Genomic DNA, 24,477 nt, shown 5'->3' with positions numbered 1-24,477 from the left:
TTTACAAAATTGATATTTCTGCTTTCACTCCCCATTGTATATCTTAACCTTCCTATTTATTTTCAAATATAGCATTTAAAATCTCATTTGAGCTTAATAAACTCTCATACTGACTTATAAATCTCTTGTTTTTTTCCCTAAGCTCATCTCGCAGTAATTCTTCAAACAGCATACATCTTAACTTTTCAACCGTCTTACGAATACTAAAAAACTCTACTCGTTCAAAGGTTTCTACATAAGGATTATCTTCCAGCACAGTTTTAAGAAAATAATTCCATCCAAACATGCTGGCAGTAAATGGATAGACTTTTTTTACATCTTTCGCCATCTCCTGATACCATTCTGGCATCTCCTGTACTTTTTTTTCCAGTCTCATATAATCAATTATCTTCGCATTATTAAACACTAATGATGGTATACCAAACATTATTGCCTTACTTAACGTAATAGATACTAGATTAAATGTTACATACAAATCTACGGACTGAAGAACCTTCTCGAATTCATTCACAGGTAACCCATCATAGTATACATATGTTACTTTTCCCTCTTTTGCAGGAATATTATTTACACTGCTGCCTACGTGAAGCAGTGTAATATCTTCATCTAAGAGTTTTAAATATTCGAATACCATTATTCCAAGCCATTTCATTACTCTATTCTGTGCCGCAAATGAATAAGCTCCCTGCAATTCCCACTGGGATGTTGTAAGAAATACTATCTTCGACTTACCATCTGCTTTCGCATATTTTTTCCGAATCTCTTGACGTTCCTTATCACTCACTCGTTCCCGCAGATTAAATATTCGGTAGTAGAATTCGTTCTTTTTTTCACCTTGCCATAAAGAAGTCTCTGGACCACTAGTCATTGTTAGTGGACAATTTTTTATGACATAGTCACACTGCTCTAACAAAGGAGGAAGTTTCTTTCTAAACATACCATAATAATCCAGTTGATAGCCTGCTTTTGTATATTCGTATTCATCAAGTGACATAATTGGAATCCCTAATTCCATAAGTTCTTCCATATTCAGTCCAGTCCATCCTTGTGCATACTCAAAGATAAATACATCAAATAACAAGATTAAATCATATTGTTGTTCCTTTATCAAATTAAGAAGAAATTCCCTATTTTCGCTACGAGACTTTTCTCTCGAAATTGTAAACGTTGGAAATGTCTTCTCCTTTTTCATTACCGCTGTCTTTCCATCTGGAACAATAAAATGACTACAATATTTTTCCTTATCCAGATTGCTTTCAAAGGATAATGCAATACTCAATTCTCCTGTCGATATTTCTCCTACTACTATGTATAATAACTTTTTCATAATTCACCTTTTTCACGGTTTTTATTCCACTTACTAGAAGAATTTTTTCAGAACACTTTCCACAAGTTCCAGTATATCATCGTCTCCTGATCTCTTTGCAATATTTCTAAACTCATACACAATCCCTATAAAGAAAGCATGTAAAATGGTAATCTTATCTGTATAATTATCCATGACTCTCTCAAGAATTTCTTTCGCATATTTTGTATTGTCTTTTGTATAACAAAAATGTGCCAAAAGCACTTCTGAAATAAGATAGTATGGCATCTTTTCACATTCATTCTGTTGCTTAATTAATATTTCCATGCTATTGATAAAATCATTCTCATCAAAATTCATGTAGGAGTAGATCTTGTATTTAAGAATCCATAATATCCAATACTCCGGCTTCTCTTCTAAAGTTTCATTAAGTGCTTCCACATTACTAAAAGTAACCTCATATACAAAATTAGTATCTCCCAAATCTGTCTTTCCATTTGTTAAAAACCATTTAAAATAAGTATATGCAACTGCATTTTCATAGTTTGTAGTATCCTTTTCAAATTCTTCTCGAAGCATCTTTAATACATTCTTATCTTGTCCTTTTACTCGTGCCAAAAAAGAACTTGTCCCAATAACCTGTTCTATCTTCTTATCGATCTTTATGAATTCTATCTTTTCCATCTCGCTTTTCCACTCACCTTTCGCATCGCAACTATTCCTTCCCTATAATTCCAAAAAGGTTTGAAGCCTTTCTATACCCAAAGATACCAAACCTTATTTTCTCCTTATCTAATTTCTATAAATCATCTTCATCATAATATTCAATAGGCATACTATCATCAATATCTGGTGTATAAACTGCTGATTCTGCTGCAAAATATTCTGCTATATTTTCTGGTGTAAGCTTGTCATAATCCTCCTCTGATAGAGAACGAATCATAATTCTGGCAATTCCGCTTACGCCATACTCATCAAGCACCATATCTGGCGATTCCACTAATCTCTTTTTAAAGCTTTCATCTGTAATAGCTTTCTCCATAATCTTCTGTATGGATTCTGTGTTTGCATCTAGACTTCCTGTGTTTTCTAAATTCTTATCTTCATTTCCCATAAATAATACCTCATTTCTTTTTAATCATTATATGTTAATAAGTATTTCTACCCTAATAAGGTACGTAACATTTTATTGGCTTGTTCATAAACTTTATCCTTATCAATAGTATAGAACTTACCATCTTCATAAACAATCTTTCCATTAATCATGGTCATCTTTACATTCTGCTTGCTTCCACTATATACAAGATTGTTCACGATATTATTAATAGGCTGCATATTAGGCTGCCTCAGATCTATCATGATAATGTCAGCTTTCTTTCCTGCTGCTATACAATCACAATCATATAATCCCATAGCCTTAGCAGAACCTACTGTTGCCATATATAACATCTTGTCTGCTGAACATGCGGCAGGATCTTTTTGCACTGCTTTCTGCAAAACCGCTGTTAGATACATTTCTCGAAACATATCCAGGGCATTATTGCTAGATGCTCCATCAGTTCCTATCCCTAACATAAGATCATGTTCTATCATTTTTGTTACTGGAGCAATACCACTTGCTAATTTTGTATTGGATGCACTATTTATTACAACATGAACCTTATGATCTTTAATCAGTTCCATATCTTGCTCGCTTAAGTAAGTTCCATGGAATGCTCCACCGCCATACTGATATAATCCCAGATCTGTAAAAAGCTCTGTCGGGGTTTTTCCATACTTTTGTATGCAGGTACTGACTTCCTCTTGTGTTTCTGAATTATGTACATATACTGGTGCCTGATATTTCTCAGCCAGTTGTGCTACCTTCTCCATAATTCCAATATCTGTTGTATATTCTGCATGAAATCCTAGCTTGTATGATATCATATCACTACACTTATTATACTTTTGATAATACTCTTCTAATATCTCTGGAGATTCTTTAAAATTATTAATTGCTCCACATAACACGGTTCGAAAACCAGTCTCCAGAGATGCCTTAATGATAGCATCTGGCTCATAATACATATCAAATGCAGCCGTAATTCCACTTGTTAGATATTCCATATATGCCAATTTTGTATAAACACACACATTTTCTGGTGTTAACTTAGCTTCCAATGGAAATATTTTCGTATTTAGCCATTCAGAAAGACTCATGTCATCTGCTAATGATCTTGCAAATGTCATAGGACAATGGGAATGTGCATTTTTAAATCCCGGCATTAAAAGATTCCCTTCTACGTCAATCTCCTGATCAAATGAATCCCCCGCAATTTTACTTTTCCCTACATACTCAATTATAGAATCATTGACCCACAGTTCTCCTTCAATAATTTCCTTACTATCCGGATTCATAGTTAGAATCTTCGCATTACTGAACTTTATCTTCACACAGCTCCCTCCTTATGCTTTACTCTTTCCCAATTTCTATAACCAAATCAAAAATTACCTTACTCAATATATTTTCTATCTTTCTGGAATTAACAGATACTTCTTCCATTGTTAATTCATTGTCTGTCATTCCTGCTGCCATATTGGATACGCATGAAAAACAACAGATTTTCATTCCAGCATGTTTGGCGGCAATTGCTTCACATGCTGAACTCATACCAACTAAATCAGCCCCCATCATTCTATACATTCTAATTTCTGCAGGACTTTCAAAACTAGGTCCTGATGTTTGCAGATAAATTCCCTCTTCTAATTCCAGTCCCATTCGCTTTCCTACTTGTGTTGCAAGATGTCGAAGCTTTTTATGATAAATTTCCCCCATATCAGGAAATCGAATTCCTAATTTTTCTATATTTCTTCCTCTCAGACAGTTTGGAACAAAACTTGCTATATGATCTTTCACCAGCACAATTTGTCCAGGATGATAGGAAAAATTGACTCCCCCTGCCGAATTAGTCAAAATAAGATATTCTGCTCCCATCATTCTCATTATTCGAATTGGTAAAACAACTTCCTGAATATCATAACCTTCGTAATAATGTACTCTTCCTTGCATAATAATCACTGGTATGTCTTCTATGTAACCTAATATAAATTGTCCCTTGTGTCCCTCTACAGTGGAGATTGGGAAATCCTCTATCTCCCAATACGGAATCACTTTTTCTATCTTAACATTTTGCATTACATCGCCTAACCCAGAACCCAGTACAATGCCGACCAGAGGCTGAAATCGTGTGTGTCCTCTTATTGTTTCAAAACACTTCACTAATTTATCATACATATGCTTATTCTCCTATTTTGTAAATAAATATTAACATTTATTCTTTTCTCTTGTCAATATTTTTATAATTTATATAAATGTTTAACAAACTTCGAATTATTAGTTAATTGATGCTTAATCAAAATATAACCATCAAACGACACTTATTTGATGGTTATATCCCCCCCTCTAAAGAATTACTTATTTAATTTCATGTTCCTCGACTGCATATATTGTTGCTGGTTTTTTGTTTTATTCTCGAAAGGCCTTTTCAGCACTCTCCAATTGGCTCCTGCATTATGCACAACCGTAACCAGCTCACCCTCATCCGTAAAAATAGATCCATCCTTCTCTACATATCTATCAACATTTGATACCATAACAAAATTGTATGTCTCGTCTAATGAAACTCTGTTTTCCTCCTTCAAAGCATACCATTCATAATTGAAATATATTTGATCCACACCAAAAAATTCTTTAGAATTATTCTGTATCTCGTCTGATACTTTCAAAATAATTTCTTTCATTAAATTTCTAGGTCCACATATAACTCCTGAATTTCTAACTTTTTTTCCTGATAATGCTTCCTTAACTTTATCTTTTACGTCCTTATTGATTTTATTCATACAATAATCAGAAAAACTGTCTTCCCCAAATATTCTTTTTTCTTCTACACATCCTATCCCATTAATTGTATTCTCAAATAAGCTATCTAATTTATCTTGAAACCAAACATCTGCTCCATCTACAGTCATAACGTGCGTAATATTTTCCTCAAAGCCATCAATCACGTTTGGAATATCTATGTATCTGTTAGAAAAAACCGGAACAATCTTATTGCATTTGTAAACTTCAATTTTAAATTTTTCTTTTAATCGTTCCACATCTGTTTGATCCATCCCATAGTCAAGCACGACAATTTTTCCCTTATAATTTATCTTATCAACCAAAGATGTCAAAAAATCATACTCAAGATTTTCTACAAAATAGCCATCCATATACGTAATAATTGCCGTATTCCTCTGATCAATCATTTATTATTCCCCCTTACAGTTTTATTATAATTCTATATTTTCATCATTATATCACAATTATTTCCACGCTTCAATACTTTGTCCTTTCTTGAGTTTTCGTAGTTTTATCCACAACTGTCTGATTTTTCATATGCTACAATAAACAGATTCCAAAAATTGCCAAAAATATAAGGAATCCTATTCCTTTTTGATGTAAAATAAAGTCCCCATAACAAAATCATACTAAACAAAAAGAAGGAGGATTCCCTGTAGTTAATTTTACATCAAACACCTATACTTTGAAACGGGAAATTTTAAATTTCACCAATAAAATTTCAAAAAAGCTTTCTAAACCGGACAGAAAATTTTCTGCCGATATGACCTACGACATGCTCGTAGCTGGAAGCTGCCTTCTCACAGACATCTTTGATCAGCTTCATGAGCATTCCAAAAAGATTAATTCTGTTGAACGACTGACCAGACACCTTAATAAAGGCATTCATAAAAACGCTTTGAAATCTTACTTATCCCTGGTTCGCACAATGGTTCCAAAGAATCCTATTATTCATATTGATGACAGTGATGTGATAAAACCAGATGGCTACAAGTTCGAGGCTCTCGGACTCGTCAGAGATGGTTCTAAAAGCACACATTTCAAAAAGGATATTTACCTTGTGCTTGTTTATGGTATCACTGAGCATCCCATGATGCTGGCAACAAATAAGGAAATCAAATCCAAGGAAGATGTTCTTGCTGTTGCAAAACATTACTTTTCTAGGTGGAAAATTGAAGAATATTTCCGTTGTAAAAAGCAGATGTTCCAGTTTGAAAATTTCCGTGTAAGGAAGCTGAAAGCAATCAATGCCATAAACTTCTACATTACCCTGTGCATGGCATTTCTGGCCCATATTTCCATGAAACCAGACACCAATGCGCTAAAGGTTGCAATCATACGAAAAACAGACCCAATAAAAGAAAAGGTCCATTTCTGCTATTACCGGTTAGCTAAAGGCATCTCAAGCATACTTATCTTTGCAAAAGAGGGCATCAGGCTTTGTTTTCGGACAAAACGTCCGGCATACCGTCAACTTTGCCTTAAGCTGACTGTTTAAATAGATAAAAGAATACTTCTCCCAAAGCCCGGCTCCGGTGGGGTTTATTAAAGTACCTCTAATTAAGAAACTGCTATTCAAAATCATTCAAAAATTAAGCAGATTGGTGCTTTGGGGAGATATATTTGTTTTGGAATTACAATTTATGAAAACTCAAGATCTTCCAGGTTCTATCCCCTGAATCACCTCCTGATCATACAACATAACAATCGTATCTCCCCCTGCAAAAGAATAGTCATTGGTCTGATCCATCATTGACCAGCTGGAGTTACAGCATCTTGCATCACAAGAGATCGTCTGTCCTGGCTGTAATTCATAATCCAAATCGGCAAAATACAGTTCCATATAACGGTCCTTTCCACTGATTGTTCCAAAATTAGCCTTTACATGGTCTGAAGCATCATAGTAATAAGGAGCTTCCTCAATATTCATGCCTGCAGAATCACAGAAGAATGACTGATCTACCGTAGATTCATTGGTGTAATAATAACGGATTTTTACCTTGGATAAATCGACTGGTTTAGAACCAGTATTGCGGATAACATATTTTCTTTGAATCGTAGAATCCATATCAAGGCCTTTTCCTTCTACTTCTAATGCAAGGCTGATTTCTCTGGAAGGATCTATCGGCTGTTTTACCGTAAGCATGACTGGAGCACAACCTGCTGTTCTTCCAGAAGAAAGAATGGCTTCTGCTGTAATCTTGACTCTAGTAAGACCAGAACCATTTGCAGAATACCCTTCCGGTGCTGTATAGGTAACTTTTGCTCCTGTAGAATCTCCTTCCCCTATTTTTTTGCCATCTGCATATACGATAATCTTGGAGAAGCTGCTGCCCTTAAGAGGAGAAACGACAATATCTGCACTGTTTTCCCCTTTTGCTGTATCCAATAAAGTTCCATTGTCTGGACTTGTAATTTCAATCATTGGATCAATTTTCTCTAGAAATCTTGCCGTTACTGTATATGGCTTGCTTGTAACAGTAAAACCGTCTGAGGTAATCACGTCTACTGTTACTTCAAGTTCTTTCGTTTCTTCATGAAAAACTTGTTCCGGTAAATACTCAGCCGAATAAGGTGCTTCGGTATCAACGCCAGCCTTTTCTCCATTGACATAAAATACTGCTTCTGTCACTTTATCTCCATTGGAAACGTCAGCATGTAACGTGATTGGTTTTATGCCATCCGTAAAAGAGATTTCCTCTCCTGCTAAAACACCTTCCACACTTGCTTTTACAACTGGTTTCACTACGGATTCCCCTGGTTCTTCCCCCCAGGCAAGTTTTCCATCCAAATAGATAGGAATCTGAGGTGAGGACTGGAACTCGTCTTCTATGATAGTTTCATGGCTGTAATCATTAGCTGGATCCCAATGTGTCTTATATTCAGAATCTTGCCCTGTTACAATCGCAAACTGGATTTCACGTTTTCCATGAAACGCTCCCTTCCATGTGATTTCCACATAGTAAATCCCCTTATCTTCATCCCAGGCAACTGGTTTTCCAATCGTTGCTGGAATCCCGTCAAGAGTAAGTGCCTCATCATACATAGTAGCGGTACTGATATCTTCAATTGTCTGATTGGCTTCTAATAATTCAGAAATATTAAAGAAATATCGAATGCTAAGTCCAGACACTCTTCTTGGAGGGCATGCGGAATCATTATGGATGCGAACGGTTACCTGTGTACGTTCTTTATTTTCCTGTTCCAGTCTAGCTTCTCCGTAAAATGGTTCTTCGTCTTCTTCCTGAGGAATTTCAGCAAGAGGCTCCTGGCCTTGTCCATATTCTGCATATAAAGCAGCTAATGCCCCAACAAAACCTGCATTGTAATCAATTGCTACTTCATTGTATACATAATCGGTACGATCATCGTTATAATCATCTCTTTCCCCTGGACCGCCAGCTAATGCCCCCCATAAAATATGATGTGCTACTGCTGGATCTGTCATGCTGTTTGTAGTAGAACCATGGGAAGCTCTATGATGCGGATTCTTCGTGGAATTTTCTGCATAACCTACTTCAAAACAAGTATTCTTTGGATTGTCTCCTAATATGTAATCCATCTGGGATTTACACCAGTCAACAAATTCCGGTTTTTCTTTATACTTGTTATACACTTGTGCGCACAGCTGAGCCGCTGCATTGTAACGTGCAGACCCCCATCCTGCTACAACACGGTAACCTCCTGGTGTTGGTTTCATAAAGGTATGGTCATTGGATTCTTCATGTGGTACTCCTGACCAGTACTCCACATTCCAGCGGAAGAAATACCAGAATAATGGATCATCTGTCACTGGTGCTAATTTTGCAAATACACCGCCCCATACAGTATCCCAGGAATGTACCCAGATATTTTGCCAGGTACTGTCTGTTGTCTCGATAATTCTGCTTAAATATCCTTTATAGGTACCTGACTCGTCTACTTCTGTAATATCGGTAATATAATCTTCCTCACCAGTAGCCATATTGAGCCATACTGCTGCCCATGACATTTCATCTTCATCATAACTGGAATTATAAAATCCGCCTGAGAAGCCACAGCCTCGGTTTTCTTTGGCAAATTCATATAATGCCTTTGCCGTATCCAGACATTTTTTGGCATATTCTTTATCGGTATCTTTAAAGTTAAAGTAGTTAATTGCAAGTGAAGCTGCTGCTCCTGCACACTGGTCACTGGCTGGTGTCTCACTAGTAGCTAACCAGACTGGTCTAGGAGTTGTCTGGAATTCCGGACATCCCCAGTAACAATGGTCTGCCGCACCATCCCCTACCTGATAACAGAATGCTACTACTTTGCCATCTTCATCTAAAAATGTAGAACGCAGAAAATAATCATTGAAATGCCTTAGAATATCTTCTATATGTTTTTGTTCTCCTACTTTTACATAAGAATCACGGAACTCATAGTAACCCCATCCTAATGTTGCACCTGAATAACTCTGTGGAAGGCCAAATTTTATATGATCGCCAGCATCATGAAACCCTCCACTTACGTCAATACAGCCATCTCCATCTGGATCCAGGACATCTCTGTATTCCTCAATAAAAGCCTGTGACAGATTCGTTCCAACTTCTTTTTCGTTTTTAGGAATTAAAGGAACTTTCTCATCCTCCATGTGACAGTCATAACGGTATTTCAGACGTCCATCCTGATGGCCACACATATTTGCATCATAGAAATACATAGATAACTGAAATGCTTTTGCGTAGTTATAGTCAGACTCTGCCTTTCCCTCCGTCTGTTCTTCTGCCTGCTGTTCTGCCTCTTTGGCAAAAACTTTCTGTTTTGGCATTGGTGCAATGGCTGCCGCCATTGTAAATGCCGTGACTACTGCTAGTCCCCTTTTGAACCATTGATGTTTCATAAGCTTTCCTCCTCATAAAAATAAAATAATTGAATTTCTTAGGCTCACAGCACCATAAATGTATAAAATCATTATGCATTTTATGGGTTGTTTTAATGCCCGTGCTCATTATAATACTTTTCTAATATAATGAACAAGTTATCTTGACTGAAAGGAGACTTATCTTGATTTATTGTGCAGTTGTTTTCAGAAGAGAATTCCAAGTGGATAAATATTCTCTTTTTCCCATATAAATTCTCTTTTTAAACTGTACTTGACACTGCCTTCCAGCCATGCAATACTTGTATTATAACTATATTCATACTTTAATTGGGGGGCACAAAAAGCTAGTAGTAAAAACTATTTTTTAAGGAGGGTAAACTATGAAAAATGCATTCAAACGTGTTATGCAATGTTGTCTAATGTTACTTTTTATTTTTCTATTACCACCTGATAAAACTTATGCCGCAACCTGCACTAGTGGGGAATGGCAATATGAGTTTAACAGTACAGGAATAACCATTCTAAAATATTTGGGAAAACCAAATTATGGTCTGGGCGTTCCTTCTAAGATTGACGGCTATACTGTTACAGAGATTGGTTCCGGCGCTTTCAGCAATATGGATACTCTGTATGGGGTTGGAATTCCTGCTACCGTAACCAAACTTGGCAATGGCTGCTTTTCAGGCTGTCATCTAAGTGAAGTATCCATTCCTGAAAGTGTGAAAAGTTTAGGCTATGGCGTATTCAGCAACAACAATTCATTAAGCCGCATCACTTTCTTGGGAAATCCAGATGTTCTTATGGATGGCTGTCTTGGTGACACCAAAAAAGAAGTATACGTTTATCACAGCGCAGCCAAAGTAATCTCTTTCTGTACAGCCAGAAGCAGTTATCTTACATTGAAATATATGAAAACAGATGCTGAAATTGCATTGGAAAAAGAGAATGCCGCTGTTCCAGTGACATTTACATATCAGGATAAATATGGCTCATGGACGTTTAACCGAAGTACTGGTACTATTACGAATTATAACGGAACCGTACAAAAGGCAGCTGTCCCAGAAACAATCACTTGCAATGGCTATCGATATAACGTAAAAACCTTAGGAATACATGCCATTCATGACAATAAAACCCTTACTGAATTAGAAATAAATACACCTTATATAGACACCGAGGCTGTATATAACTGTTCTAATTTAGCGAAAATCTATCTGGGTTATTCTGTTAATTTTCTTGGCCCATATTGTTTCTGGTCAAATAATAATTTAAAGTATCTAAGTGTATCTTCAAACCCAGTAACAGCCTCATCCATTATTCAGCCGAAAGAAGATATGTATGTCCTTTGTAATTTCCTGTCTCTTTATATGAGGTATTATTGCTACACCTATCACATCAAAGACAGTAATGATGACATTCATATGGATCTAAGTCAACAGTGTTCTTTCCGAGATACTATGATAAATGCAGCAGATGGTCTTTCCAATACTAAATATTTCTTAGACAGTTTAAAAGGCAGCGGCTTTATAAGTGGTAATTATACCAAGCTAAGTGATCAGCTGGATTCTTCCTGGAAAACATGGGTTAATTCGCTTCCAAAAGATCAGTATTTTGCTGTAACAGGTGAGCGACGTAAATTTACAGGAAAATAGAACAGCTTTTGATATAATATAGAACAAAGTGTGAGTTCCTCAGACTCTCGCGACTGGAATGTACTCGAAGGAACTCAGACTTTGCCGTGCCAGATGGATGTCGCTGTTTTTTAGCTGTCGCTGTTTTTTAGCTGTCGCTATTTTTTAGCTGTCGCTGTTTTTTAGCGACTATCTTCCTTACCCATCTGTGCGCATCCTGTGCCCTTCTTTTTTAGGGCACTTTTTATTTGATCTATTCCATCTTAATCATCTGTTTCAATTTATTCTGTACCTCATCAATTGTCACCGCAACCGTATCAATGGATGCGGTCGTTTCTTGGGATGATGCCGCTAAACTCTGTGTCTTTTCATTTACATCACTGACAATCTCTGAAAGCTTTTGCATATTCTCCAAAAGCAATTCGATTCGTTCCTTAATCTCTTTATTATTCTGATTGGAATCATCTGCCGCTTTCTTAGAATGTTCCGCCAGAGTATTAATCTCATCTGCAACAATGGCAAATCCTTTTCCTGCTTCTCCTGCTCTTGCTGCTTCAATGCAAGCATTCAGTGCAAGCAAACGGGTCTGGCTGGCGATATTTATTACGTCTTCATTATTCTTGTTCAGATTTCCAATACTTCCCCCTATCTCATCCAGTGCATCCTTTAAGTCAGCAGAAAATGCCCGCACTTCGGACATTGACTCTGAAATAGACATGCTATCTTCCGAATTGCCCCTGCTTCCTGTTTCAATTGCCTGCACAACACTGTCTATTTCCTCAAAGCTTTCATTGATCTGAGCAACAATTTCATCTTTTCGTTCTTTTGATTTTGCCTGCTGATCATGAACTTTAGTAAGCAGCTGGTCAATGGATTCTTTCTCATTAATTGCTAAATCTCTTATATAATAAACGCAGTTTTCCTTATAGTTATACCCGTTAAAAATAGCAGATACCATCATATGGCATTTTTTATATCCACAGCCATTGCAGTTAATATTCTGCTTTTTCTGAGTATTTTTCATCATGGACTGGAAAATCTCCTGTTCTTGTTCTATTGTAGGCTTATAAATTCCACATTCCGCACTTCTGTCTGTATATCTGCGGATGAAGTCTTCCAGTTTTAATTCTTTAAACTGTTCATTTAAAGCTTTCAGCCTATTTTGCGGCTCAAGCATTTTACTCCATGCAGACACTTTTCCTTTCTTTCTTTTTTCTTCATTTTTACTAGCCTTCCTGATTCTCTGGATTGCCATATAAATTTCTTCATTATCTGCATTTTTCGCCTCCACTCCAGTTCCATGCAGACAGCCTCCAGAACAGTTTAATGCATCTATAAATAAATATGGAGTCATTTTTTTCGTAATCATTTCCTTATTGTTCTTTAAATAATGATATAAATGGTTTTCACCTTCTACCTGGCGTATGCACGCATCTTCACCAAGAAACCAGCAGACATTTTCTTTCAATCCGCCTGGCATAGGGTAAATGGAACCTAATCCATATTCTATTTCATCAGTTATTGGAGTTTCCTTTACAGAATGTTCTTTTAGATATTGAACCAGATGTTCAAACGTAACAGAATAGCGAATATCCCCCCCACAATTCGGATCGTCTATCTCATTCTTTTTTGCAATACAAGGACTGATAAATGCTAAGTCATCTTCTATTTCCATATATTTTTTCGCATAAATTGCACTACACATCATCGGTGAATGGACTGGCATAAGCATTGGTATCACTTCTGGCATATATTTTTCAATATAGCCTACTACTGCTGGACATGGCTGCGAAATTCCTCCGTAAAACTGATTTTCTGTTATGTACTTTATATATGCCCATGTAGTAATGTCTGCCCCAAATGAAACATTAATAAATCTATTAACGCCTAATGACTTAAGCTGTCCCAGCATGGTTTTATATTCTTTTTCATAATTTGCTTTAAATGCAGGAGCTATCAATATTGAAATCTTTTTTCCTGACTGAAGGTCTAAGAAAAATCTTTCTGTATCATCAGCAAACTTTCTGGCATCATGTCCGCATACATCAATACAGGCCCCACATGCAATACATCTTTCCCCATTGACTATAATCCGGTTCACACCATGTTCCGTACGTTTCGCCACATTAGCACCTGGGCAGGGACAAACACCTATACAGCGATTACATCCCACACATTTATCCAGCGTATATATCAGTCTTTTATCCATATTCCCTTATCTCCCTCCATGTAAGCTCTTCCATACAACCTTTTTACGAACAAGTTTCTTCTAACCGATACCCCAAGATGTCTAATTGATAAAATACATATTAGTCCTAATTATACTACTTATTACTATATTGATAAATAGAAAATTTACATTTTTTCATTTTTATCTGCAAATTTTTCACAGAATATAGAGAATCATGAAATATGATATTTTCCTACATAAAAAAAGAAATCCAGCTTACACTATTTAAAGAAAGGACGGTGTAGACATGAAACAATCCAGTCAAAACAATAATTCTTCAATGCAAGATAAGTTCTCCAATCAAAATAATTGCGATAAGTATAGTTCTATAGAACCTCTGCCAGAATCCTCAAGACCAAGACGTGACGGACCTGGGGGAGAAGACGCAAAATAAATGATTTAGAAAACTGCAAAAGGGAGGTGCTGCACAAATTTATCAATACAGCACCTCCCTGGTTTTTATTTCTTCTATGCCTACTTGCACAATTCATTGCATCACCTTCCACCCTATAGAAAACCAAATAATTTCCGCATACCAAAAATCTATAATCATTTTACCTTTAGCTTGCTCATAAACTTTATCTCGGTCCCATAAACCTATCCCCATTTAGATGTATCATATGGTCAGGGTTTTCAGCAATCCAAACCTCTGTCTCCCATGCTAAATCTTCAGAAAATTTCTTATATGTTCTAAAATCCCCAAAAGCTGTTACATATATTTTGCCAGCTATAACCTCCTTGGTCATCTGCTCTATCTCTATAATGCGTTTTGCATCTATTGGTCCAGCAGATGTAACTGCCTCGACAAAGTAAATCCAATTCTTATCCTTCCGGTACAAAACAACATCTGGCATTTTATCATGTAATGTTATTTCAAATCCAAGCTTCTTTAACTTATTTAAATTCTTTACCATATCCTTTTTAATTGTGTCCCCAACATAGATACACTCTGAATCAGGAGCAAACCTTGGTGCAAATTCTTCTAAAATTGCTTTCTGTAATTCATTATGCTCGCCCGGTGAAAATTCATACTCGTCACCATTGATTTTCACTGGCATTTTCTTAAGTTTCTTCTTTGAACTATATATTTCAACAAGGCTTTCATAGTGTTCCAAAAAATCGTTCAAACATACATCATATTCTATCGTATCTAAATTTCTTAATAAATTCACCGCTTCTTTTGTAAGCCTATACATAAAATTCGGGCTATTCGTTGCTTTTCCATTATCCTCTACCAATGCTGCTGTCCTGAAATGATGTAATGCGGACTTTCTGAATGTCTCTCTGCTATTCTCCTTATAGTCCTTTTCATAATACTCATTGGTAAACTGGATAATATCATGTATTTTCATCCAGTAATTGCTTGCTTTAGACCAGCTATCCCCTTTTCCAATGTTGGCTAATGCTAAAATCACAAAACAACAGACATCTGACTGCTGTTTCTCAGGCATTCCAACATCCTGCAAAAATTTTTTTACTTCATTCTTCTTACTCATACGTATTCCTCCAATATCCGATCACAGACTTCCTCAGACAAGTCCCCTGCCTGTATCAGTTCTTTTCCCATGCACTTTATGCTCTCTTTGTCTGGAATAGGCATTGCATTTATCTCTGTTGAATTCACCTGTGTTGAACCGTTTAGTATTCTATAATATTTGTCATATAAAGTCGAATTAAACACAACATACAGTCCGTATACCATACATCTTGACAACTGTTCCGATACACCAGTAATAAAATTCACTTTATTCTGGGTACTGATATAAGAATAACCCTTATAGTTCTCAGCTAAATATATCCCACTCTGCAGTCTTCTCTTTTCTTCCTTCGATGTAAATCTTTTCACTATTAGATAATTGCAGTTATCCTGAATCAATGCTCTTTTGTCTGGAATCACATATTCATTCTCCCTCTGGATAGGAAATGTAATCAATCCGTTCTGTATATGCTGGGCATATATAAGTGGAACTGCATTATCAGTCTCCTTTTCTCTTAAAAGTTCTCTGTTCCTAAAATCAACTACCAGGCCAGTTTTCATCTTTGCTCCTGCTTTTTCTAGCGTCCCCTCTAATCTGTTTACTCTTCTTAGTACAGCCAGTTCTTCCTCATTGGTTACCAGATACACGTATCTTTCGTCACCAGAAACTACAAGATTATATGGCACTTCCAAGGTTTCAATATTGTGATAATCATCATTTGCATTGGACGAAGTAATTCTAATCATTTCAGGCTGCTTCGTTGTCTTTCTGATTTTTATTATCATGGTTTCCTGAAGAACTGATTCTTTATCAAATACTTTATCCCTGCTTACAAATAAATGCATCTGTACCAAAACTCCTGATGAAAACAGATATTCTCGAAATTTTTTAAAATATGCCCCAGATGTCCAGGATCTAGGTATGATATATACCATTTCCGAACCTTCCTTCAAATTACATATCGACATAGCAGCAAAAAGAAAATACATATTTGGAGCACCATAACATATTTCTTTCATGCAAATTGCTTCTTGGGCATTCTTTGAAAGTTTTAAATACGGCGGATTAGCTATAATCAGATCGTACTTCTGTTCCCTTTCTATATCTGTACTTCCATTAAATACTTTTTCCTGCCTTACTATATAATTTTCTTCATACAGCCTTACATCAACTGCCATACTTGCTTCATCTTGTATAAGTTTCAAGTTCTGGCGAAGTAATTCAATTACGTTTTCATCATTTTCATAACATGTCAGATGTATTGCAGCTGCTGTCCCTTGCCTTTCTAATTCCTCTATCAGAGCACACGCTAAAATACCAGTCCCAGCTCCTGGATCTAAAATATAAATTTCTTCTTTCTCAGGAATTGCGAACATTTTGGCCATATACATAGCCGTTTCTTTACTTGTAAAAAACTGCCCAAATTGCTTTCTAAGATGTTTGGGCCTCTTCTCTATATATTCATTTGTTTGTTCTATGATTCTCTCAAGCATTTTCCACTCCATCATTTTACATAATAGGGATACTTAAAGCCCTTCTCCCATTATACCCCATACTGCATCGAAAGAAAATAGCCAGTCTGCTTCCAAATATGCTGAAATAAAAACTATTGATATTATTTTCTTTTTCAGTATCTAGTATTATCGTATAATTTTGGTGTCACAGTGACACCCCTAATTAAAGCGGAAAAAAAGCACTCATGATCTTCCTCTTGTTATTGACATTTATCAGCTGGACTATTCGATTTCATTGATTCCTCTTTACAATATCTTGGAGCAGCAAAAAAGGATAACCCACATTATTCTGATTATCCTTTTTTCATTGCTTAATTCAATTGTGGTTTTTCCATTATTTAATTATTTTTTGGCTCCAATCATTTATCAATTTACACTAAAATACATCAAAATCTACCAAATAGCTGTTCAAACACATGATTCTATAAATCCCTTAAATTCAGCTATTTCAAGCATTATACTACCACTCATAAGGAGTATTCTGGTACACGTAATAATTCACCCAGTTCGTATACAATGCATTACTATGCGCCCTCCACCGAAGCAGCGGCCTCACATTACAATCCCCGTTCTCATAATAATTCTCTGGCAGGGCAATATTGATTCCTTTGTCCAGATCCCTCTTGTATTCGGTATCTAGCGTAATTCTGTCATACTCAGGATGTCCTAGTACAAAAATCTGCTTTCCTTCCTCTGCAATTGCCAGAAACACTCCTGCGTCCTCACCCTTTGCCAGAACTGTAAGCTTTTCTTCCTTTTCAATATCCTCTGTCCATACCTCGGTGTTTCTACTATGTGGTGCATAGAACACATCGTCAAATCCACGAACCAGAGGACATTTTCTATGGTAAACCTGATGTTCGAAAATGCCGAATTTCTTTTCCTTTAAAAGGTGTTTTTGTATTCCAAAATGATAATACAAGCCAGCCTGTGCACCCCAGCAGATATGTAATGTAGAGGTGACACTTGTTTTGGACCAGTCCATGATTTGGGTAAGTTCATCCCAGTACTGGACTTCTTCATATTCCATCTGCTCGACTGGTGCACCTGTGATAATGAGACCATCGAACTTCTGGTTTTTCACGTCAGAAAATGTCTGATAAAACTTATCCAGATGGCTAGTTGGTGTATTTTTGCCAATGTAGGTTGCTGTAGTCAAAAATGTAACATCAACCTGCAGCGGTGTATTTGACAAACTGCGAAGCAGCTGAACTTCCGTCTGTTCCTTTAACGGCATCAGATTTAAAATAGCAATTTTTAAAGGACGGATATCCTGTGTCATGGCACGGTTTTCATCCATCATAAATATATTTTCTTCTTCCAGAATTCTCTTTGCAGGTAAATTATCTTGTACTTTTATAGGCATGCTTTCACCAACCTTTGTAAATTTGTTTGAATCTTATTTCCTTCAATCATACAAAACATATTATAACAAACATGTTCTTATAAATCTAGTTTTTACTCTTTTAACTTTTATCTAAATCACACATCCTAATAGTTAAAACAGCTGCAGAGACTGTCTTTGCAGCTGTTTTACTTATGTATCTTATAATTTCTAATTCTAAACGATTCTATTGTAACAGAAATGCTAATGAAAGCAAAGGATTTCAGAACATTTTGCACACTTTAACCAATGGGTTTGCATATAAACAAGTTGTTTTTTTCATCATTTTGCTATAAAATTAAATAATATTCACCGATATATATGTGTTTACATAATTTTTTTACAAGTAATCTACTTCTAGTCGGCTTATCGTATTCTACAGATTCTTTATTAACCGATTACAAGGAGGATGTTTCAATGAAACGAAAGAAATTTACTGACATTTCTATGACTCTTTCCCACAAAATAAAATGGAGCCTGAAAACAATCCGAGGAAAAGTTACCACTATGGGAGTTTTGGCTATTTTGGCATCTCTTGTGATAGGTTTCATTGGGATTGGCTCGATTAATAGAAATGCGGTAAGCAATGAAATCAATTCACTGATTGGACAGGTCAGCGCCCTGCAGTATAAAAACCAGTCTTTAGAAGCTCTTTATCAGTATTATATGGATCCATCCTATCTAGACACTATTCTTAGCAATCTGAATAGCATGCAGAAAAATGCCAGGAAACTGAATACCATAGCAGGAAAAACATATCAGTCTCAAGTAAAGGAAATCTTATCAGATATCCGTATTACCAAATCTAATTACAAGAAACTGATAGAATACCACAACTCAAGAGGTTTTACCAAATCATTGGGCATGTACCGCCAGTTTTGCAACGCCAACAATGCAATGGCAGCAGATGTACAAAAACTTCTCGATGGTGCTGAATGGGTGGAACTGAAATGGAATTATACCAATAGCAGCACCAAGATTACCAGTCCCAATATTACGATTGATGGCAAAAAATATGTGCACTTAAAATATAAAGATACGCTTCCTAAAGTTGGAAAACGAAATAATTTAGTATTGCGGCTTGGTGGAATTTTTTCTTATGACAGGAGTTACTATATAACCAACGTAAAACTTTCCAACCACAAGCAAACTGTGGATGTCAACTTATATGATCAAGACGTAATTCCATCTGGAGATGCAGTGGTGTCTGCACAACTAGACAACTTCCATAAGGAACCTGCCATTAAATTAAAGAGTAATTTTGATGCCTCTGGTGGCAAATGGCAAGAATGCAATGCGCAGATATCCATTGAGAAAGAAAATATACAGGATTATGATACCTTAGAATATGACCTGTATCTTGAACCTTCTGACCTGGAATTCGACTGCCAGTATGGAGGTGCCATCGTTGGCATCTATGACTTTGTACAAATGACACGTACCGTGGCATCTCAAATGCATGATTACAGCATGCTGGTTGTAGAAGGAAAAGAAACTCGGACAATCTATCAAGAACTTCTTAGCCTGTTCCGTGTTCTGGAGGAAAGCATTCCTCGTTATTCTAATGTAAAATCAGCAATTTCTGCCTCACTAACTGACTTGGAAGAACAAAAAACTCTGCTTCATTCCATGAAGACATATGATGATGAGGTATTTGAAATCAAGCATAAAAATACAACTGCTTTTGATTCCATGACTGAAATCTGCGACCAGATTACCTCTTCTACTGCCAAAGATATGGAGCAGGTCAGAGATAGCAGTATTGTTTCCTTTATGCTTATTCTGCTTCTAAGTGCTTCTGGCCTTGTACTTTTCACCACTGTTATCAGTGGCAGCATTCAGAAAAACATGGCTGCATTTCATACTTCTCTTAACGAAATAACCAATGGAAAGATTTCTGCCCGTGTCAATGTTCCGTCTATTGATGAATTCAGCGAGTACGGCAAAAACCTGAATCATTTTCTAGATACCTTTGAAGGAACCATTCAACGTCTTCAGGGAATTTCCATTCTGCTTTCGTCCTCTGTGAATCGGACGATTCAGAAACTGGATTTGGATTTAGATTCAGAACTGGCAGATAACTCCCAAGACCACACAGAAAAGGGATCTTCTGTAAATGGGTATAGCGAATCCCAAGAGGCTCTAAAAGCAGAAATTCGTGAACTGCAGAAACTTTCTGAAAATCTCCAGTCTGCCTTACAGTTTTTCCAGATTGAGGACTGACTATGTGTTACGAATTTTCTATAAAGGCATAAAAGTGCTTTCACCCTTAAAACTAAGGATGAAGGCACTTTTTGATTGACAGTTTTATGCTTCCCCTAACATAGCAATAAACTCTTCCTCCGTAATAATCGGAATTCCAAGTTCTTTTGCCTTCTTATTCTTACTGGAATTAGACATATTATCATTATTAATCAGATAATCTGTCTTAGAGGTTACGGAGCCAGTCACCTTTCCGCCTCTCTTCTCAATAACCTCCTTTACTTCATTACGATTGGCGAAATGATTCACCGAACCAGTTATAACAAAAGTAATGCCATCTAAATTCTTTTCTTCAATGGACTCTTCTGCAGCAAAAACCAGCTCACCCACTAAACGCTCGATATGTTCCATTTTCTCACTGTTTCTAAAAAAATCCACAAATGTTTCTGCAATGACATCACCAATTCCATTGACTTCCACAAGCTGATCTGCGGTTAAGGACTTAATTACATCCCAGTTATTTCCATACTGTTTAATAATTAATTTTGCCGTAGATAACCCGATATTACCAATCCCTAATGCATAGATAAAGTTTGGCATTCCCACTGTTCTAGACTCTTCGACAGATTTGATTAAATTATCATAGGAACGTTCTCCGAATCCTTCCATTGTAATGATAGAATCCCGGTATTCCTCTAAATGATACAGATCCGCTAGTTCCCTAATAATTCCACTCTGCACAAACTTCTCAATTGTTGCCTCTGAAAGGCCATCAATGTTCATGGCATTCCGGCTTACAAAATGAGAAAGGGATTTTATCTTCTTTGCAAAGCATTCCGGATTGACACAATATAAAGATTTTACTCCATTTTCCTCTTTAATCTTAGTCTGGTGTCCGCACACAGGACAATGAGCAGGTGGTGTAACCGTTCCACTCTTAGTCAGGTTTTCCTCTATTTGAGGAATAATCATGTTAGCCTTATATACTTTTATGGTATCACCAATTCCCAGTTTCAGGTTTTCCATTATACTTACATTATGGACGCTGGCACGGCTTACCGTTGTTCCTTCTAATTCTACTGGCTCAAAGATTGCAACCGGATTAATAAGACCAGTTCTGGATGCACTCCATTCCATTTCCTTTAAAGTGGTTTCCCTGATTTCATCACGCCATTTGAACGCAATCGAATCCCTTGGAAATTTAGCTGTTGTTCCTAAAGAATGTCCATAAGCAATATCATCAAGTACCAGAACAAGACCATCGGAAGGCAAATCATAAGTTTCGATTGCCTTAGCAAAATATGCTACTGCTTCATCCATAGTTTCTCTTGTGACTTCTTTATTTTCCACCGTATCAAAACCAAGACTTCTTAACCAGTTTATCTGTTCTAAACGGCTGTTTTTAAAATCCACATTTTCCGCCTGAACCAAAGTAAATGCGAAGAAATTTACCTTTCGTTTCGCAGTAATCTCGTTATTTAACTGACGAACTGAGCCAGAACATAGATTACGTGGATTTTTGTATTTGGCATCTGCTCCGGCAGTCTGGTTCATTTCCTCAAAGTCTGAATATTTTATAACTGCTTCCCCACGCAGAATCAACGTATCTTTATAGGTTATTTCCAGCGGAATGTTTTGAAATACCTTTGCATTGCTGGTAATGACTTCTCCGACTTCTCCATTTCCACGGGTAACAGCTTTTACAAGCTTTCCGTTTTCATAAGTCAAAACAATCGTTAAGCCATCCAGCTTCCAGGACAAAAGCCCCTTCTGGCTTCCTAGCCAGCTCTTTAACTGTTCTGCATCCTTTGTTTTATCAAGGGAAAGCATACGCTGTGCATGTCTTTCCTTTGGAAGTTCACTAAGAACTTCATAACCAACATTTATACTTGGGCTGTTAGATAACACAACGCCTTCTTTTTTCTCCAGTTCCAGCAGTTCATCATAAAGCTTATCGTATTCGAAGTTACTCATAATTTCTTCTGCATCCTGATAATACGCTTTACCCGCCTTATTCAGCAGACTTACCAGTTCTTTCATACGTTCCATATTTGTGTTCATGCTAACATCCTTTCCCATCCTTTTTTCTGTCTTTGCCTTTATTAAGAAGCACATTAAGCTGCTTCCATTCTGCATCTGATACATTACGGTAAGTACCTGTCTTTAAATGATTAAGCTGTATGTTCATAATACGTACTCGCTTTAGTGTCTGCACACGGTAGCCAAAATACTCGCACATTCTCCGGATCTGCCGATTAAGCCCCTGGGAAATGATTATGCGGAATGTTCTGTCATTTACCATGATAAGGGTACAAGGCCGTGTTACCGTATCTAAAATGGGAACTCCCGCCTGCATGCCTTCTATGAATTCTTTTGTTATCTTTTTATTGACAGTTACCACATATTCCTTTTCGTGATAATTGCTTCCACGAAGTATCTTATCTACAATATCTCCTTTGTTGGTTAAAAGGATCAGACCTTCGGAATCTTTATCTAGACGTCCAATTGGATAGATTCTTTTTCCATAATTTAAATAATCTACGATATTATCTTTATCCTTTTTGCTTGTGGTACAGACAATGCCCCTTGGCTTATTAAATGCAATCAGTATTCTCTCCTCTTCCCTTTTTAGAGGCTTGCCATCTACTACAATGTTCTGGCCAGGAATCACTTTTTGCCCTAACTGTGCAGCAGCTCCGTCTATTATTACTTTTCCCTGTTCTACCAGCCGGTCCGCTTCCCGTCTGGAACAAAAACCGGAATCACTCAAATATTTATTTAACCGCATAGGCTCGTTCTGTGCCATATTGCAACTCCTCTTTTCTTCTGGTTATGGATAGTTATGAAATGGGCGTTACCCTTGGCATAATCCCCAAATGGCAACACCCATTCATTTATTCTGCTTGAGAAGAAGTTTCAGAATCCTCTGCTGACTGGTTAAAGTCCGGCATATCCTTATTCTTTTCCTCCTCTTCTTTTTTTGCCTGATTGTAAAATGCATTCAAATCTTCATCACTTGCAAGTGCTTCCTTGTATTTTTTCTGCACATTGCCAATCAGTTCTTTTACGCCTTCACATTTATATACGCTTTCTCGATATGCATTCTGTTCATCACTTAAAACGCCATTAAAAATAACATAATTGCCATTCTCATCTTTATTGACATACAAAGCGGTCAGTCCAGGTGCAGGTGTCTTTATATCTTTTAATTTAATGTCAGTATAGGCTAATGCTACATAACTGTCCTTTTCCTGTGCTGCTACTGTGTACACATCAATATTCTCATATCCTTCTACATAAGTGCCTAATGTTTTCAATTCTTCTTCCTTGACATTATCTACATTGCTGACTAAAGTTCCCAGCTTGTCTATGTCGCAGGCAACCCTTGCTGCAAAATACTCTTTAATCAGTTCATTTATTTCCGGATATGCATTCTTTTGAACTTCCATATCTTCTGATTCTTTACTGTCTTCGGAAAAACTGTCATCTGTAACAGATACACTGTGTTTCGCTTTGTGATTATGTCCTTTTCCACTCTGATTCACGATAGTAAATGCAATTCCTCCAATACAGATTGTTCCCACTGAAATTGCCACTGCCAGTTTTTTATACTTTAATTTCACTATTATCACCTTTTTTCCTATGTTTAAAGCAACGATGTCTCATGCTATCCTGTCACTTTACCATATTCATCTTAACAAATAAAGCTTAAAAAAGCAATAACATTAAACCTTACAATTATGTATCTTCTGTGAAGTTACATGTTTTTCAAACCCTCTCTAAAAATTGTATGGGAGGATATTTTTTTCCGTTTCTAAAAAAACCTCTTTACATTTCAAATAAATAACTATATAATAGGACTGTGTGTTTTGTACACAATCCCATTTACATTTATGCATCTGTAGCTCAGTGGATAGAGCAGTAGCTTCCGAAGCTATGTGCCGCAGGTTCGAATCCTGTCAGGTGCATTTTTTGTCCCGATTTATGCTTTGATTTACTCAAAACC

At 36.6% G+C, this 24,477-nt stretch carries 17 protein-coding genes and 1 tRNA gene; 4 read left to right on the top strand and 14 right to left on the bottom strand.

Going from position 1 to position 24,477, the window contains the following annotated elements:
- Nucleotides 1-52: 52 nt before the first annotated feature.
- The 6 genes from BMY85_RS03885 to BMY85_RS03860 all read right to left on the bottom strand — a co-directional run bounded on the left by BMY85_RS03885 (nucleotide 53) and on the right by BMY85_RS03860 (nucleotide 5,593).
- Nucleotides 53-1,327, bottom strand: a complete 1,275-nt coding sequence (locus BMY85_RS03885) for a DUF6365 family protein (RefSeq protein WP_092476654.1) — start codon at nucleotides 1,325-1,327, stop codon at nucleotides 53-55.
- Nucleotides 1,328-1,360: 33 nt separating this feature from the next.
- Nucleotides 1,361-1,990, bottom strand: a complete 630-nt coding sequence (locus tag BMY85_RS03880) for a hypothetical protein (RefSeq protein WP_092476653.1) — start codon at nucleotides 1,988-1,990, stop codon at nucleotides 1,361-1,363.
- Between the two features lie 115 nt (nucleotides 1,991-2,105).
- A complete protein-coding gene (locus BMY85_RS03875; protein WP_092476651.1) occupies nucleotides 2,106-2,420 on the bottom strand; it encodes a hypothetical protein in 315 nt (104 codons plus the stop codon).
- A 47-nt stretch (nucleotides 2,421-2,467) separates the two neighbouring features.
- Complete coding sequence (locus tag BMY85_RS03870) at nucleotides 2,468-3,739, bottom strand: amidohydrolase (RefSeq protein ID WP_177180612.1); 1,272 nt, start codon at nucleotides 3,737-3,739, stop codon at nucleotides 2,468-2,470.
- A gap of 19 nt (nucleotides 3,740-3,758) precedes the next feature.
- Nucleotides 3,759-4,580: a purine-nucleoside phosphorylase gene (locus BMY85_RS03865; RefSeq protein WP_092476649.1), complete on the bottom strand. Its 822-nt coding sequence runs from the start codon at nucleotides 4,578-4,580 to the stop codon at nucleotides 3,759-3,761.
- Between the two features lie 176 nt (nucleotides 4,581-4,756).
- Nucleotides 4,757-5,593, bottom strand: coding sequence for a hypothetical protein (locus tag BMY85_RS03860; protein ID WP_092476647.1), 837 nt, complete (start codon nucleotides 5,591-5,593; stop codon nucleotides 4,757-4,759).
- Nucleotides 5,594-5,949: 356 nt separating this feature from the next.
- Between BMY85_RS03860 and BMY85_RS15840 the strand changes: the two genes are divergently transcribed.
- Nucleotides 5,950-6,684 carry a hypothetical protein gene (locus tag BMY85_RS15840; RefSeq protein ID WP_242939664.1) on the top strand — a complete coding sequence of 245 codons (735 nt, stop codon included), beginning with the start codon at nucleotides 5,950-5,952 and terminating at the stop codon, nucleotides 6,682-6,684.
- Between the two features lie 153 nt (nucleotides 6,685-6,837).
- On the opposite strand, the gene BMY85_RS03845 is transcribed toward BMY85_RS15840, so the two are convergent.
- On the bottom strand, nucleotides 6,838-10,050 hold the full coding sequence (locus BMY85_RS03845) for a glycoside hydrolase family 9 protein (RefSeq protein ID WP_092476645.1): 3,213 nt from the start codon (nucleotides 10,048-10,050) through the stop codon (nucleotides 6,838-6,840).
- 362 nt (nucleotides 10,051-10,412) lie between these two features.
- Between BMY85_RS03845 and BMY85_RS03840 the strand changes: the two genes are divergently transcribed.
- Entirely contained in the window at nucleotides 10,413-11,684 is a 1,272-nt protein-coding gene (locus tag BMY85_RS03840) for a leucine-rich repeat domain-containing protein (protein WP_092476644.1), read from the top strand.
- Nucleotides 11,685-11,916: 232 nt separating this feature from the next.
- On the opposite strand, the gene BMY85_RS03835 is transcribed toward BMY85_RS03840, so the two are convergent.
- The 4 genes from BMY85_RS03835 to metA all read right to left on the bottom strand — a co-directional run bounded on the left by BMY85_RS03835 (nucleotide 11,917) and on the right by metA (nucleotide 18,251).
- Nucleotides 11,917-13,872, bottom strand: coding sequence for a [Fe-Fe] hydrogenase large subunit C-terminal domain-containing protein (locus BMY85_RS03835; protein WP_092476642.1), 1,956 nt, complete (start codon nucleotides 13,870-13,872; stop codon nucleotides 11,917-11,919).
- Nucleotides 13,873-14,471: 599 nt separating this feature from the next.
- On the bottom strand, nucleotides 14,472-15,389 hold the full coding sequence (locus BMY85_RS03830; RefSeq protein WP_092476640.1) for a BsuBI/PstI family type II restriction endonuclease: 918 nt from the start codon (nucleotides 15,387-15,389) through the stop codon (nucleotides 14,472-14,474).
- Nucleotides 15,386-16,864 carry an Eco57I restriction-modification methylase domain-containing protein gene (locus BMY85_RS03825; RefSeq protein WP_092476818.1) on the bottom strand — a complete coding sequence of 493 codons (1,479 nt, stop codon included), beginning with the start codon at nucleotides 16,862-16,864 and terminating at the stop codon, nucleotides 15,386-15,388. Before BMY85_RS03825 ends, BMY85_RS03830 begins: the two co-directional genes overlap by 4 nt.
- Before the next feature lie 481 nt (nucleotides 16,865-17,345).
- Entirely contained in the window at nucleotides 17,346-18,251 is a 906-nt protein-coding gene (gene metA, locus BMY85_RS03820) for a homoserine O-acetyltransferase MetA (protein ID WP_092476638.1), read from the bottom strand.
- 435 nt (nucleotides 18,252-18,686) lie between these two features.
- On the opposite strand from metA, the gene BMY85_RS03815 reads away from it, so the two are divergent.
- On the top strand, nucleotides 18,687-20,492 hold the full coding sequence (locus tag BMY85_RS03815; RefSeq protein WP_092476636.1) for a methyl-accepting chemotaxis protein: 1,806 nt from the start codon (nucleotides 18,687-18,689) through the stop codon (nucleotides 20,490-20,492).
- An 84-nt stretch (nucleotides 20,493-20,576) separates the two neighbouring features.
- Here the strand turns inward: BMY85_RS03815 and ligA are convergent, their stop codons facing one another.
- The 3 genes from ligA to BMY85_RS03800 form a co-directional block, all read right to left on the bottom strand.
- Nucleotides 20,577-22,532 carry an NAD-dependent DNA ligase LigA gene (gene ligA / locus BMY85_RS03810; RefSeq protein ID WP_092476816.1) on the bottom strand — a complete coding sequence of 652 codons (1,956 nt, stop codon included), beginning with the start codon at nucleotides 22,530-22,532 and terminating at the stop codon, nucleotides 20,577-20,579.
- Nucleotide 22,533: 1 nt separating this feature from the next.
- Complete coding sequence (rluF, locus tag BMY85_RS03805) at nucleotides 22,534-23,277, bottom strand: 23S rRNA pseudouridine(2604) synthase RluF (protein ID WP_092476634.1); 744 nt, start codon at nucleotides 23,275-23,277, stop codon at nucleotides 22,534-22,536.
- An 88-nt stretch (nucleotides 23,278-23,365) separates the two neighbouring features.
- Complete coding sequence (locus tag BMY85_RS03800; protein WP_092476632.1) at nucleotides 23,366-24,094, bottom strand: hypothetical protein; 729 nt, start codon at nucleotides 24,092-24,094, stop codon at nucleotides 23,366-23,368.
- A 272-nt stretch (nucleotides 24,095-24,366) separates the two neighbouring features.
- On the opposite strand from BMY85_RS03800, the gene BMY85_RS03795 reads away from it, so the two are divergent.
- Nucleotides 24,367-24,439: transfer RNA gene (locus BMY85_RS03795), tRNA-Arg, on the top strand.
- Nucleotides 24,440-24,477: the final 38 nt, after the last annotated feature.

Source organism: [Clostridium] polysaccharolyticum (assembly GCF_900111595.1).
Taxonomy (GTDB): Bacteria; Bacillota; Clostridia; order Lachnospirales; family Lachnospiraceae; genus Clostridium_AI; species Clostridium_AI polysaccharolyticum.
The sequence above is the reverse complement of the archived record's forward strand: the minus strand, read 5'-3'. Positions and strand labels throughout refer to the sequence as shown.